Annotated in this window: 10 protein-coding genes; 3 read left to right on the top strand and 7 right to left on the bottom strand. The window is 52.5% G+C overall.

Annotation, left to right across the window (positions count from 1 at the left end):
- Positions 1 to 79: 79 nt before the first annotated feature.
- The gene (gene cynR / locus D9734_RS06145) at positions 80 to 979 is read left to right on the top strand and encodes a transcriptional regulator CynR (protein ID WP_130206522.1); all 900 of its coding nucleotides are present in this window, start codon (positions 80 to 82) and stop codon (positions 977 to 979) included.
- 305 nt (positions 980 to 1,284) lie between these two features.
- Here the strand turns inward: cynR and codA are convergent, their stop codons facing one another.
- The 6 genes from codA to prpB form a co-directional block, all read right to left on the bottom strand.
- On the bottom strand, positions 1,285 to 2,568 hold the full coding sequence (codA, locus tag D9734_RS06140) for a cytosine/isoguanine deaminase (protein WP_033549206.1): 1,284 nt from the start codon (positions 2,566 to 2,568) through the stop codon (positions 1,285 to 1,287).
- Entirely contained in the window at positions 2,558 to 3,817 is a 1,260-nt protein-coding gene (gene codB / locus D9734_RS06135; protein ID WP_087905417.1) for a cytosine permease, read from the bottom strand. Before codB ends, codA begins: the two co-directional genes overlap by 11 nt.
- A gap of 234 nt (positions 3,818 to 4,051) precedes the next feature.
- Entirely contained in the window at positions 4,052 to 5,938 is a 1,887-nt protein-coding gene (gene prpE / locus D9734_RS06130; protein WP_130206121.1) for a propionate--CoA ligase, read from the bottom strand.
- Positions 5,939 to 5,977: 39 nt separating this feature from the next.
- A complete protein-coding gene (gene prpD / locus D9734_RS06125) occupies positions 5,978 to 7,429 on the bottom strand; it encodes a 2-methylcitrate dehydratase (RefSeq protein WP_130206119.1) in 1,452 nt (483 codons plus the stop codon).
- Between the two features lie 33 nt (positions 7,430 to 7,462).
- Entirely contained in the window at positions 7,463 to 8,632 is a 1,170-nt protein-coding gene (gene prpC / locus D9734_RS06120; RefSeq protein WP_130206117.1) for a 2-methylcitrate synthase, read from the bottom strand.
- Positions 8,633 to 8,896: 264 nt separating this feature from the next.
- A complete protein-coding gene (prpB, locus tag D9734_RS06115; protein ID WP_130206115.1) occupies positions 8,897 to 9,787 on the bottom strand; it encodes a methylisocitrate lyase in 891 nt (296 codons plus the stop codon).
- Between the two features lie 238 nt (positions 9,788 to 10,025).
- Here prpB and prpR point away from each other — a divergent pair, with 238 nt between their 5' ends.
- Entirely contained in the window at positions 10,026 to 11,612 is a 1,587-nt protein-coding gene (gene prpR, locus D9734_RS06110) for a propionate catabolism operon regulatory protein PrpR (RefSeq protein ID WP_130206113.1), read from the top strand.
- A gap of 110 nt (positions 11,613 to 11,722) precedes the next feature.
- Here prpR and yahO read toward each other — a convergent pair whose 3' ends face one another.
- Positions 11,723 to 11,998 carry a DUF1471 family periplasmic protein YahO gene (gene yahO, locus D9734_RS06105; protein ID WP_130206111.1) on the bottom strand — a complete coding sequence of 92 codons (276 nt, stop codon included), beginning with the start codon at positions 11,996 to 11,998 and terminating at the stop codon, positions 11,723 to 11,725.
- A 572-nt stretch (positions 11,999 to 12,570) separates the two neighbouring features.
- Here yahO and D9734_RS06100 point away from each other — a divergent pair.
- On the top strand, positions 12,571 to 14,574 hold a 2,004-nt coding region (locus tag D9734_RS06100), incomplete at its 3' end, for an autotransporter outer membrane beta-barrel domain-containing protein (protein ID WP_130206109.1).

Genomic DNA, 14,574 nt, shown 5'->3' with positions numbered 1-14,574 from the left:
GGCAGACTACTCGCCGATTGTCATAAGGTAAAAGACTCATTTATGATGAGTTCTATTGGATTTACTTATAGGTTGGCGAATGCTCTCTCGACATATCAATTACTTTCTTGCCGTGGCTGAACATGGCAGCTTCACCCGTGCCGCCAGTGCGTTGCACGTCTCCCAGCCTGCGCTTTCCCAGCAGATTCGCCAGTTAGAGGAGAGTTTAGGCGTGCCGCTGTTTGACCGTAGCGGGCGAACGATTCGTCTCACTGATGCGGGGGAAGTCTGGCAACAGTACGCCAGCCGGGCGTTACAGGAACTGGGGGCGGGTAAACGGGCGATTCATGATGTTGCCGATCTGACGCGAGGATCGCTGCGTATCGCCGTCACCCCCACCTTTACGAGCTACTTTATCGGCCCCTTAATGGCGGATTTCTATGCGCGCTACCCCGGCATCACGCTCCAGCTACAGGAAATGTCGCAGGAGAAAATCGAAGATATGCTTTGTCGCGACGAGCTGGACGTTGGGATTGCCTTCGCGCCTGTGCATTCGCCGGAGCTGGAGGCAATTCCTTTACTGACAGAAAGTTTAGCGTTGGTGGTGGCGAAACATCATCCGCTGGCTGACCAGGAACAGGTGGCATTGAGTCGCTTGCATGATGAAAAACTGGTGCTGCTCAGCGCGGAATTTGCCACCAGAGAGCAAATTGACCACTACTGCGAGAAAGCGGGGCTGCATCCACAGGTGGTGATAGAAGCGAACTCAATTAGCGCGGTTCTGGAGCTGATTCGCCGCACTTCTCTTTCCACATTGTTACCAGCAGCGATTGCCACACAACATGACGGGCTTAAAGCGATTTCTCTTGCCCCGCCACTACTGGAGAGAACGGCGGTTTTGTTGCGGCGGAAAAATAGCTGGCAGACAGCCGCCGCGAAGGCATTTTTGCAAATGGCACTGGAAGAATGCGCGGATGTTGGCGGGAATGAATCACGGTAGCCACTGACACAGGTCAGCGGCTGGAATTGCCCGATGCGCTACGCTTATCAGGCCTACGAGTTCAGTGCAAAGCGTTCACGCCGCATCCGGGCATAAACTACAGCTGGCAGACAGCCGCCGCGAAGGCATTTTTGCACATGGCGTTGGAGGAATACGCGGATGTTGGCGGGAATGAATCACGGTAGCCGCTGACACAGGTCAGCGGCTGGAATTGCCTGATGCGCTACGCTTATCAGGCCTACGAGTTCAGTGCAAGGCGTTCACGCCGCATCCGGCATAAACTACGCTCGCTGTAACCCAGTCGATTATCGTTTGTAATCGATGGCTTCTGGCTGCTCCAGATACACGGTGGTTTGTGCCGGTTGTGTACTGGCGATCACTTTACCGCCACGTACCGAATAACGTACCGGAACCTGACGGCGCAGCGCGTCAAACCCATTTTCAGCCGGCAGGATAATCAGGTTAGCGCTGTTTCCGGCGGCAATGCCGTAATCCTGCAAATTCAACGTTCTGGCGCTATGGTGAGTGATTAAATTCAGGCCATCGTTAATCTGCCCGTAGCCCATCAACTGACAAACATGCAGCCCCATATGCAGCACTTGCAGCATATTCGCCGTTCCCAGCGGATACCACGGATCGAAGACATCATCGTGACCAAAGCAGACGTTAATGCCAGACTCCAGCATCTCTTTAACGCGCGTGATGCCGCGACGTTTTGGATACGTATCGAAACGCCCTTGCAGATGAATATTGACCAGCGGGTTGGCGACAAAGTTAATACCGGACATTTTCAGCAAGCGGAACAGGCGCGAGGTATATGCCCCGTTATAGGAGTGCATTGCCGTGGTGTGGCTGGCGGTGACTCGCGCGCCCATGCCTTCACGGTGCGCCAGGGCGGCAACGGTTTCGACAAAGCGCGACTGTTCGTCATCAATCTCGTCACAGTGAACGTCGATGAGACGGTCGTATTTTTGCGCCAGAGCGAAGGTTTTATGCAGCGACTCCACGCCGTATTCACGGGTAAATTCAAAATGCGGAATCGCCCCAACAACGTCTGCCCCTAAGCGTAACGCCTCTTCCAGCAACGCTTCACCGTTGGGATACGACAAAATCCCTTCCTGCGGGAAAGCGACGATTTGCAGATCAATCCACGGCGCGACTTCCTGCTTCACTTCCAGCATTGCTTTCAGCGCAGTCAGGGTTGCATCCGAAACATCGACATGGGTACGCACATGCTGAATGCCGTTGGCAATCTGCCATTTCAGCGTTTGCCAGGCGCGTTGTTTCACATCGTCATGAGTTAATAACGCTTTGCGCTCGGCCCAGCGTTCAATGCCTTCAAACAGCGTGCCGGACTGATTCCAGTTCGGTTGCCCGGCGGTTTGCGTGGTGTCCAGGTGAATATGCGGCTCCACAAACGGCGGTAAAACTAAACCTTGCTCTGCATCCAGGCTGTTTTCTGTTACGGGCATCACACCGGATTGCGCATCAATGGCGCTGATTTTTCCGTCGTGAAGATGAATCTGCCACAGCCCCTCTTTGCCGGGTAACCGGGCGTTAATAATTGTTTGTAAAGCGTTATTCGACACTGTTAGCCTCCACATGCGTCATTGCAGCTGTCGTTTTACGATTCAAAATCGGGTTAAGGATCAGATAGCTCAGCGCGCCACCTAATACCGCGTTGACCGGAACAATTCCCGGTAACCAGTGGCCTGCGGCAATCCCCAGCGCGACCGCCAGAATCGCCACCCAATTGACACTCATCATACGCGTGGTCGCAAAGTGCTCATAGCGGCGACGGTTCATCAGATAGTCGGCGATGATCACGCCACCCACCGGAGGAATAGCTGCCGAAAGGAAGGTCAGCCAGCCGACAAAATTGTTATACAGCCATAATGCGCAGACCGTACCGATAATACCGTTAATCACCGAAAGGGTTTTGCTCGACATACCAGTAATGTTGGCGAAACCTAAACCCGACGCATACAGCGCGTTATCGTTGGTGGTCCAGATATTCAGCCCCAGCACCACAATCGCAGGCAGCAGCAGGCCCTGAGCAATCATCACGTCAGAGATATCTGCCATCCCCAGTGCCGCAGCGCCCGCTGCACCGAAAATAAACATCAACGAGTTGCCGAGGAAAAAGGCCACCATCGCCACCAGCACGGCGAGTTTGGCATTGCGACCAAAGCGGACAAAGTCAGCGGTGAGCGTACCCGCACTGATAAATGACCCCACAACCAGCGCCAGCGCGACATTGAAATCTAACGGTTGTGCGGGAACGACCGCTTTTAATGCGTCCAGGCCGCCCATGCCGTTAACGGCCAGCCACACGGAATAACCGCCAAGGCAGGCGATAGCCGGAACCGCAATCACCGAAAGAACCGTCAGCGCCGAAATGCCAAAGAAGACGGTGACGGTCATCAGTAAACCGGAGACGGCAATCAGCAAATTAATATCCAGCCCGGTTGCCTTGCCCACCGGAATGGCAAACATCGCCACGCCAACGCCAAACCAGCCAACCTGGGTGCCTCCCAGCAGCAGTGAAGGCAGCCATGAGCCTTTAACACCAAACGAGAAACGAGCAAGAAGATGAGTGGTCAGGCCGGTTTTTGCGCCAATGTAACCAAGAAATGAAGTGTAAATACCGAGGAGAAGATTACCGATGAGGACTGCGAGGAAGAAATCATGATAGCTAAGACCGGTTCCGAGAGTGCCGCCGGTCCACATACTGGCGGAAAAGAAGGTTAATCCCAGCATGACGAACGTCAATGCCAATCCCCCTTTCCGCGCCGACTGCGGGACTGGCCCCTGGCTAAAGTTGTTATCTTGCGACACGAAATTCCTCCGTTTGCTGTTTGAAACCCAAAAAATCCGCCGCATTCTATTCATCTGAAGATAAAAAGCAATCGTTTTCGTGGGGAAATATATTTTTTATATGAATGAGTGCGAAAAGGTGGGGGAAAACTTATCTGTGTAAAAACAGTGGGTAGGCATGATAAGACGCGTCAGCGTCGCATCAGGCATCGGTGCACGGTGCCGGATGCGCCACACGACGCATCCGACAATAACTTACTCTTCCATCGCCTGGCGGATCTGATCCAACGACGCAGGATCATCAATGGTCGTCAGATCCCCAGGATCGCGTCCTTCGCAAATCGCCTGGATCGTGCGGCGCAGCATTTTTCCGGATCGCGTTTTCGGCAATTGCGAGACAAACCAGACGTGCGCCGGGCGGCCAAAGTTGCCAATCTGGCTGTCCACCAGCGCCATAATCGCCTTCTCTTGCGAGTGCGCCACCTCGCGGTCTTCCAGACTGTCGCTCTCTTTCGGAATGACAAACGCCACCGCCACCTGCCCTTTCAGCGCATCTTTCACCCCAACCACCGCCACTTCGGCAACGCCCGGATGGCTGGAGATACTCTCTTCAATCTCGCGCGTACCCAGCCGATGCCCGGCAACGTTAATCACGTCATCAGTGCGCCCGAGAATAAAGTGATAACCGTCAGCATCGCGGATGCCCCAGTCAAAGGTGGCGTACACCGAGCGGGAAAACAACGACCAGTAAGTCTTCACAAAGCGGTCGTCGTCGCCCCAGATGGTTTGAATACAGCCCGGCGGCAGCGGCCCTTCCACCACCAGCATCCCTTTCTCATTGACGCCGCACGGTTCGCCGGTGACTTCATTGAGCAACTGCACGTTGTAGCCATACATCGGCACACCAGGGCTTCCCAGACGCGTCGGCCTGTCATCCAGACCGCGAGCAATCGCCATAATCGGCCAGCCGGATTCGGTCTGCCAGTAGTTGTCGATGACCGGCACATCCAGCGTATTGCTCACCCAACTGGCGGTCGGCTCGTCCAGCGGTTCTCCAGCCAGATAGAGCACTTCCAGCGACGAGAGATCGTGTTTGCGAATTTCGGCAGTAGGGAATTTTTTCAGCACGCGAATGGCGGTCGGCGCTGAGAACATGCGGCTCACCTGATATTTCTCGACGATTTTCCACCACACACCGCAGTCCGGCCAGGTCGGCAATCCTTCGTAAACGATAGTCGCCATCCCCGCCAGTAGCGGCGCGTAGACGATATACGAATGCCCCACCACCCAGCCGATATCCGAGGCGCAAAAGAACACGCCGCCCGCTTTGCCGCCAAAAATGGTGTCCATCGAGGTCGCCAGCGCCACCGCATAGCCGCCGACGTCACGCTGCACGCCTTTAGGTTTGCCGGTCGTGCCGGAGGTGTAAAGAATGCAGGAGGTTTCGTTGGATTCCAGCCACGCCACCGGCACCCGCGCGCCGATGTGTTGATGGCGCAACGACGCGAAATCGACATCCCGCCCACTAACACGCGGCATTTTCGCCAGCCCGCGATCCACCAGCAAAACGTGGCGCGGCTGATGCTGTGCCTGACTTATCGCATCGTCGAGCAATTTTTTATAGGGAATGATTTTGCCACCGCGCGCTCCGGCATCAGCCGAGACAATCAGCACCGGTTTAGCGTCATCAATTCGCGCCGCCACGCTGTGCGAAGCAAATCCACCAAACACCACCGAATGAATAGCGCCAATGCGCGCGCAGGCCAGCAGGATAATATGCGCTTCGGCAATCATCGGCATATACACCAGCACCCGATCGCCACGCTGCACGCCCAGCGAGCGCAGCATTGACGCCACCGCGTTCACTTCGTCATGCAGCTGGCGAAAGGTAAAGGTGCGCTCTTCTTCTGTTTCCGAAGAGACGGCAATCAGCGCCAGCGCCTCTGGCTGTTTCTCCAGCCAGCGGTCGATAGCGTTGTGGCACAAGTTGGTTCGGCCTTCACAAAACCAACGGGCAAACGGCGGATTGCTGTGATCGAGCGTTTGCGTAAAGGGCGTCTGCCAGTCAATACGCCGGGCCTGCTCGGCCCAGAACTGCTCCGGTTCGTTAATCGAACGCTGATAAAATTCGCTAAAAGACATAATGCTCTCCTGTTGAACTTACGCCTTACCGCCGTTTACTTAAATGACGTACAGGTCGAGATACTCATTGACCGGCATCTGTTCGAGGCGAGCTCTGTCGAGAGAAACCTCCAGAATGCGCTGCTGTTGGCGAGTCGGGAACTGGCGCGCGAGATTGATTTTGAATTTATCGACCAGTTTCGGAATGCCGTCCTGGCGGCGACGAGCATGACCAATTGGGTACTCCACCACCACTTCTTCAAAGCGCGTGCCGTCGGTGAACTCAAGGGTTATGGCATTGGCGATGGCGCGTTTTTCCGGGTCGTGGTAGTCAGCGGTAAACGCAGGATCTTCAAAGCAATTGATCTTCTCGCGCAGAGCGTCGATGCGTTTATCTTGCGCAACCTTATCTTCGTAATCTGCCGCCGTTAAGCGCCCGAATAGCAGCGGGATCGCCACCATGTACTGAATGCAGTGATCGCGATCCGCCGGGTTATTGAGCGGCCCTTTTTTGTCGATGATGCGAATACAGGCTTCGTGGGTGCGAATGGTCACTTTTTCGATATCCGCCGCCGTTTTGCCTGCTGCCTGCATCTGTTCATAGAGCGTCATCGCCGCTTCAACGGCCGTCTGGGAGTGGAACTCCGCCGGGAAGGAGATTTTGAACAGCACATTTTCCATCACGTAAGAACCGTACGGGCGCTGGAAGCGGAACGACTCGCCTTTAAAGGAGACGTCGTAAAAACCCCACACCGGCGCGGTCAGGGCTGACGGGTAACCCATTTCGCCCGTTTTCGCCATCAGTGCCAGACGTACCGCACGGGAAGTGGCATCACCCGCCGCCCAGGATTTACGCGTGCCGGTGTTCGGCGCATGGCGATAAGTGCGCAGCGACTGACCATCTACCCACGCCAGCGAAACGGCGTTGAGAATTTCCTCGCGGGTCAGGCCGAACATTTCGGCAACCACGGCGGTGGAAGCCACTTTCACTAACAGAACGTGGTCGAGACCGACGCGATTAAAGGAGTTTTCCAGCGCAATGCAGCCCTGAATTTCATGGGCTTTAATCATTCCGGTCAGCACCTGTTTCATGGTTAACGGGGCTTTGCCGCTGGCGACTGCGTTACGTGAAAGCCAGTCTGCCGTTGCCAGAATGCCGCCGAGGTTGTCGGAAGGATGGCCCCACTCCGCCGCCAGCCAGGTATCGTTGAAATCGAGCCAGCGGATCATCGCACCAATGTTAAATGCCGCCTGGACGGGGTCGAGCTGGAACTGAGTTCCGGGGACGCGCACGCCGTTAGGTACAACGGTGCCGGGGACAATTGGCCCCAGCAGTTTTTTGCAGGCCGGGTATTCAAGGGCTTCAAGACCGCAGCCGAGAGTGTCGAGCAGGCAGTAATGAGCGGTGTCGTAGGCCACTCTGGAGCTGATTTCGTAGTTCATCACGTAATCGACGATATCAACGATTTCACGATCAAATTCCGGGCGGATGTTGTTGATTTGAGCTGACATTGGGTACGTTTCCTTATTGTTATTCGTAGAGGTTTACTGGCGCTTATCCAGCGCGACAAACGGACGGTCTTCCGGTCCAACATAATTGGCGGAAGGACGGATAATTTTGTTGTCCTGACGTTGTTCAATAATGTGCGCCGCCCAGCCAGTGACACGGGCGATAACAAACAGTGGTGTGAACATCTCGGTGGGAACGCCCATCATGTTGTAGGAAACAGCGGAGAACCAGTCGAGATTGGGGAACATCTTTTTCGTCTCCCACATCACCGTTTCCAGGCGATCGGCGATGTTGTACATCTTCAGCGAGCCGCCTTCCTGCGAGAGCTGCTTCGCCACGCGTTTGATCACCTGATGACGCGGGTCGGCGATGGTGTAAACCGGATGTCCAAAACCAATGACCACTTCTTTGTTTTCCACCCGCTTGCGGATATCGGCTTCGGCTTCGTCCGGCGTTTCATAGCGTTGTTGGATCTCCAGCGACACTTCATTCGCCCCGCCGTGTTTCGGCCCGCGCAGTGCGCCAATCGCGCCAATAATCGCGGAATACATATCCGAGCCAGTACCCGCAATCACCCGGCTGGTAAAGGTGGAGGCGTTAAACTCGTGCTCGGCGTACAGCACCAGCGAAATTTGCATCGCCTTTTCCCAGCTTTGCGACGGCTTTTCGCCGTGCAGCAGATGCAGGAAGTGACCGCCGATGGAGTCGTCATCGGTTTCCGGCTGGATGCGTTCGCCGTTGTGGCTGTAGTGATACCAGTAGAGAAGAATCGAGCTCAGCGACGCCAACAGTTTGTCGGCTATATCCCGCGCGCCAGAGACGGTGTGCCCCTCTTTTTCTGGCAGCGTGCAACCGAGCGCGGAAACGCCGGTGCGCATGACATCCATCGGGTGCGACGCCGCTGGTAAGGCTTCCAGCACGGTACGCACGTTAGCCGGTAAACCGCGCAGGGCTTTCAGTTTGGTTTTGTAGGCGGCGAGTTCGTCACGGGTCGGCAGTTTGCCGTGGATCAGCAGGTGCGCCACTTCTTCAAATTCGCAATGTTCCGCGAGATCAAGAATATCGTAGCCACGGTAATGCAGGTCATTGCCGCTTTTACCCACGGTGCAGAGCGCCGTATTGCCCGCCGGAACGCCAGAAAGCGCCACTGATTTTTTCGGTTTAATGACATGGGTACTGTTTTGCAGGATCGTTGTGTCGCTCATGTTGTCCTCGTCATTGTTATCATTTGTAGGGTCGAGATTGTTGTCGGATGCGACGCTATGCGTCTTATCCGACCTACAGTTCAGTGCATCCCGTAGGCCTGATAAGTCGCGTCAGCCACGCATCAGGCATCTGTTGTCGGATGCGACGCCATGCGTCTTATCCGACCTACAGTTCAGTGCATCCCGTAGGCCTGATAAGTCGCGTCAGCGACGCATCAGCGACGCATCAGGCATCGGTTGTCGGATGCGACCAACGGGCGTTTATTATTTCGTCTGGCTACGGGCAAACAGGTCGTCGAGCTTCTCTTCGTACTGGTAGTAGTTGATGCTTTCGTACAGCTCGTTGCGGGTCTGCATGGTGTCGATGACGCTTTTCTGCGTGCCTTCCTGGCGCAGGACGTTGTAGACATGTTCGGCGGCGCGGTTCATGGCACGGAACGCTGAAAGCGGGTACAGCGCCATCGCCACATGAGCGCTGCGTAATTCGTCGGTGGTAAACAGCGGCGTGGCGCCAAATTCGGTAATATTGGCGAGGATCGGCACCTGCACCGCATCGGCAAACTGGCGGTACATGGCGAGTTCGGTAATCGCCTCCGGGAACAACATCTCGGCACCCGCTTCAACATAGGCCTGCGCGCGTTCGATCGCGGCATCCAGTCCTTCAACCGCCAGCGCATCGGTGCGCGCCATGATCACAAAATCAGGATCGGTTTTCGCATCCACCGCCGCGCGGATCCGATCCACCATCTCCTCTTTCGAGACGATCGCCTTGTTCGGACGATGACCGCAGCGTTTCGCGCCAACCTGATCTTCAATATGCAATCCTGCCGCACCGGCTTTAATCATCGATTTCACAGTGCGGGCGACGTTAAAAGCCGAAGAGCCAAAACCGATATCCGCATCCACCAGCAGCGGCAGCGAACAAACGTCGGTGATACGACGAATATCGGTCAGCACATCATCAAGGGTAGAAATACCGAGATCGGGCAGCCCCAGTGAACCTGCCGCCACGCCACCGCCGGAGAGATAAATCGCCTGATACCCGGCACGCTGTGCCAGCAGCGCATGGTTAGCGTTAATGGTGCCGACAATTTGCAACGGGGTTTCTTTGCTTAGTGCAGCGCGAAACGCTTTACCTGGAGAGTGTAGAGACATAGCCCATCCTTTGTTATCAACTTGTTATTTGCGTTGATAAAGACAAAGCAAGGGGTGTGCCACAATTGCCTGAATAAAATTAAATGTTTTATTTCAATTTGTTAGAGATAAACTCATGAAATAATCCGCAAATATGCGTTTCAGTTAACGTTTCAGACAATGTTTCACTGCATTTCATTGCAACAATTATGAAACAAGACTAAACCCAATACTCTGTTTCTTAACTTTGCGGTGCGCTATGGCACATCCACCACGGCTGAATGACGACAAACCGGTTATCTGGACGGTATCGGTGACGCGGCTGTTCGAGTTATTTCGCGATATCAGCCTCGAGTTTGATCACCTGGCGAACATTACCCCTATCCAGCTTGGCTTTGAAAAAGCGGTGACCTACATCCGCAAGAAACTGGCAAACGAACGCTGCGACGCCATCATCGCAGCTGGCTCTAACGGCGCGTACCTGAAAAGCCGCCTGTCAGTGCCAGTTATTTTGATTAAACCGAGCGGCTACGATGTGTTACAGGCACTGGCAAAAGCCGGAAAACTCACCTCTTCTATCGGCGTTGTCACCTATCAGGAAACTATTCCGGCGCTGGTGGCGTTTCAAAAAACCTTTAATTTGCGCCTCGACCAACGTAGCTACATTACCGAAGAAGACGCACGCGGGCAGATTAACGAGCTAAAAGCTAACGGCACCGAAGCGGTGGTCGGCGCAGGGCTGATTACCGATCTGGCAGAAGAAGCCGGAATGACCGGAATTTTTATCTATTCCGCCGCCACCGTGCGCCAGGCGTTCAGCGATGCGCTGGATATGACGCGCATGTCGTTACGCCATAACACTCACGATGCCACCCGTAACGCCCTGCGTACTCGTTACGTGCTGGGCGATATGCTCGGTCAATCACCACAGATGGAACAGGTACGGCAGACTATTTTGCTTTATGCCCGTTCCAGTGCAGCGGTGTTGATTGAGGGGGAAACGGGAACGGGCAAAGAGTTGGCGGCCCAGGCGATTCATCGGGAATATTTTGCCCGCCACGATGCGCGACAGGGCAAAAAGTCGCATCCGTTTGTTGCCGTCAACTGCGGGGCGATTGCCGAATCGCTGCTGGAAGCGGAGCTGTTTGGCTATGAGGAAGGGGCGTTTACCGGCTCGCGACGCGGAGGTCGCGCCGGGCTGTTTGAAATCGCCCACGGCGGCACGCTGTTTCTGGATGAGATAGGCGAAATGCCTCTGCCATTGCAGACTCGCCTGTTACGAGTACTGGAAGAAAAAGAGGTCACCCGCGTCGGCGGGCATCAGCCTGTTCCGGTGGATGTGCGGGTCATTAGCGCCACTCACTGCAATCTGGAAGAAGATATGCAGCAAGGGCAGTTTCGCCGTGATCTGTTTTATCGGCTGAGTATTTTGCGTCTGCAATTACCGCCACTGCGTGAGCGAGTGGCGGATATTCTGCCGCTGGCAGAGAGCTTTTTGAAAGTGTCTCTGGCAGCGCTCTCCGCCCCGTTTTCTGCCGCATTACGCCAGGGGTTACAGGCAAGCGAAACTGTGCTGTTGCGCTACGACTGGCCGGGCAATATTCGTGAACTGCGTAATATGATGGAGCGACTGGCGCTGTTTTTAAGTGTGGAACCGACGCCAGATTTAACGCCGCAATTTTTGCAGCAATTATTGCCAGAGCTGACACAAAAATCGGGTAACGTCATCGCCCCACCCTTGCTGACACCACTACAGGCACTGGACAAATTTAATGGTGATAAAACAGCAGCAGCGAATTATTTAGGCATCAGCCGGACGACGTTCTGGCGGCGGCTAAAAAATTAAATTGCCGGATGCGGCGTTAACGCCTTATCCGGCCGACAAAAACATGAATTTCAATATATTCCGTTCACCGATAGACGTGCGCATCGGGTTTGTTTACATGAGCTTCAGAATTACTTCTTCTTATAAAGATCTGCCGTGCCGTGGATCTTATTGTCAGTCTGACCGGAGGTCAGAACCAACACATCCGCACCTTTTTCATCCGCTTTTTTGATCAGATCTTCTTTTGCATCTGCGGTCGACATTTCATTACTGGTTGAAATATCACCTATTTTCTCATATTGCGATTCAACTTTTTCAAATTCCGCTTTGGTCATCAATTCAGCGGCATAGACATTTGTGACAACAAAAGCTAACGCACCAACTAAGAGCTTAGTTCCAGTTTTCATCGATGAACTCCATAATGTGTGATTGGCCAATGCCCTGAAGCTAACAGTCATCATCAGGGTTGATTAATAAGTAGTTCAGCGGTTAGGAAAAATCTATAGGAAAAGAGAATATATTTGTATTTTTCTCAACGATAGCCACATTCTCCCTGTTGTTTAACAACGCTTACTACAATTATCACAGGTGTTCCTTAAATTAATTTTCATAAAAATCTCAAATTCCTTCATTCGCTAAAATCCAATATAAAATTCACATGAGCCACATTACTTTTCTGAACAAGAAACCACCAACCATATATTGATGTGATTTCCATACTTTTTCTTTATTTCACTTACATAAAGTTTAGGATTATTAGATGTATTTTTTCTAAACGACATAAAAAAACCCGCATTAACACAACTTACAAACCACTAAAACCAATCAATGCAATGAACAACTAACACTTTAATAAATTTATTACACCTAATATTACATATATTCTTATTTAGTAACTTGCATGTTTGTGCCTTACAAGGCTTCAGGAAGAAAACAGTGCAATAAAAAACATCTTGCCATTTAATTTTTAAGGATAAAAGTGAGTGATATGAAATCAGCAAAAAAAAGCTTATCGACACGGGCGATAGCCATTTCCACCATATTATTTACGCCAGTATCCTTGGCTATCACCCCACCTACAAATTCAGATAGTAATGTTGTCATTAATAATAATGAAGAGATAAAACTCATTGCATCAGAAGGCTACGATCCCGGATGGGAGCATTTTAACTCATTGAAAGTAGGTGAAGAATCTAATGGTTCATTACTCATTGATAATCTTTCACTTACCACTTCAGCAGCCAGCATTGGTAATAATGCTGAAGGCTCCATCACTTTAACAAACCATACCAACTGGCAGTTCGACACCCCTACCTCCAATATTTTTTTAGGCACCAACGAAGGCTCCGGTACGTTATACGTGTTAGATGGTAGTAAGATAAGTGGCCTGCAATCAATAAGAGTTGGTGAGTTTTATGGTGACGCCAGGGGGACGTTGGTTATTGATGGGGAAAGCTCATCAGTCACCTCTAACATTGCTATTGTTGGCGATCAGGGAACAGGGAAAGTATCTGTTACTAACGGCGGTACACTCACTTCCCTGACTCAACTGAATATTGGGTATGTTGACGCCCATTCTTCTCTGTCAGCTAACCAGAGTAGTTATGGAGAAGTTCAGGTCGCCGATAAAAATTCAACAGTGAATGCCCCAAATATACTTCTTGGCGGATATAACACATCTTCTACTTCTGATACTACCGGAGTTCTCACTGTCAGCAACGATGGTGTAATCAATGCGAATTCATATATCTGGGTTGGTGTCTCCTCTAACGGAACAGGAATATTAAATATTGGAGGTGCGCAAGGTGAGGCTGCGCAACCTGCTGGTTCAATTAATACTCCCCGAATTTATTTAGGGGGGACAAATGCGTCAACCACTTCAATATTAAACTTTAATCACACCAACGCTGATTTTGTTCTGACCTCATACATAGACGGTAAAGGCCAGGTTAACCAGGTAGGTTCCGGGACAACCACATTATCCGGCGCGAATATCTATACCGGTAATACTTATATTAGCAACGGAAGTCTGCGCGCTGGCACGGTTGATACCTTCAGCCCAAACTCCGATTATATCGTCGACAGTGAAGGCCATCTCGATTTAAACACTTATTCGCAAACATTAAATACTCTGGCGCTGGCTGGAACAGCAACGTTGTCTTCGTATGAACAGGGTCACGAGTTCACGCCGACCACACTGACCATTAACGGCAACTATGCTGCCAATGATGGCCTGTTAGTCATGCATACTGTATTAGGCGATGATAATTCCGCAACGGATAAGCTCATCGTAAAAGGTGATACTTCCGGTAGTACCCGCGTCATGGTCAACAATGCGGGCGGTCTGGGCGCGGCTACTCTGGAAGGAATAAAAATTGTCGAGGTTGACGGCCTGTCAGAGGGCGTTTTCAGTAAAGAAGGTCGTATTGTTGCCGGTCCCTATGACTACAACGTGGTAAAAAGCGACAACCAGAACTGGTTTTTAACCAGTGAAATTCCCGCAGGACCGTATACTCCGGTACTACCCGTCATCCCGGATCCCGATCCTGAGCCCCCTGTAACACCAGAACCGCCAGTAACACCGGAGCCGCCTGTTACGCCATCTGTTCCACAACCAGAACGAAAACATCTGTATCGCCCGGAAATTGGTAGCTATCTGGCCAATATTCAGGCGGCAAATACGCTGTTTAATACCCGGCTGCATGACCGTCTGGGGGAAACACAATACACCGACCTGCTCACCGGCGAACAGAAAGCAACCAGTCTGTGGATGCGTAACATTGGCGGGCATAACCGCTTTAAAGATCGTTCGGATGAATTGAGCACCCAGAGCAATCGTTATGTTCTGCAACTTGGCGGCGATCTTGCGCAATGGAGCAGTAACGCACTCGATCGCTGGCATCTCGGCCTGATGGCTGGCTATGCCAACAGCAAGAGTCACACGCATTCCAGCCTGACCGGATACAGCTCACGTGGGCAAATC

It is taken from the genome of Escherichia sp. E14S1 (genome assembly GCF_004211995.1).
GTDB lineage: Bacteria > Pseudomonadota > Gammaproteobacteria > Enterobacterales > Enterobacteriaceae > Escherichia.
Note: the sequence above shows the minus strand (reverse complement) of the source record. Positions and strands in the feature narration are given on the sequence as shown.

Bases quoted from the DNA above. Each gene is read 5' to 3' on its own strand.
- cynR (WP_130206522.1), top strand. From the start codon at position 80: ATGCTCTCTCGACATATCAATTACTTTCTTGCCGTGGCTGAACATGGC.
- prpE (WP_130206121.1), bottom strand. From the start codon at position 5,938: ATGTCTTTTAGCGAATTTTATCAGCGTTCGATTAACGAACCGGAGCAG.
- prpD (WP_130206119.1), bottom strand. From the start codon at position 7,429: ATGTCAGCTCAAATCAACAACATCCGCCCGGAATTTGATCGTGAAATC.
- prpC (WP_130206117.1), bottom strand. From the start codon at position 8,632: ATGAGCGACACAACGATCCTGCAAAACAGTACCCATGTCATTAAACCG.
- prpB (WP_130206115.1), bottom strand. From the start codon at position 9,787: ATGTCTCTACACTCTCCAGGTAAAGCGTTTCGCGCTGCACTAAGCAAA.
- prpR (WP_130206113.1), top strand. From the start codon at position 10,026: ATGGCACATCCACCACGGCTGAATGACGACAAACCGGTTATCTGGACG.
- yahO (WP_130206111.1), bottom strand. From the start codon at position 11,998: ATGAAAACTGGAACTAAGCTCTTAGTTGGTGCGTTAGCTTTTGTTGTC.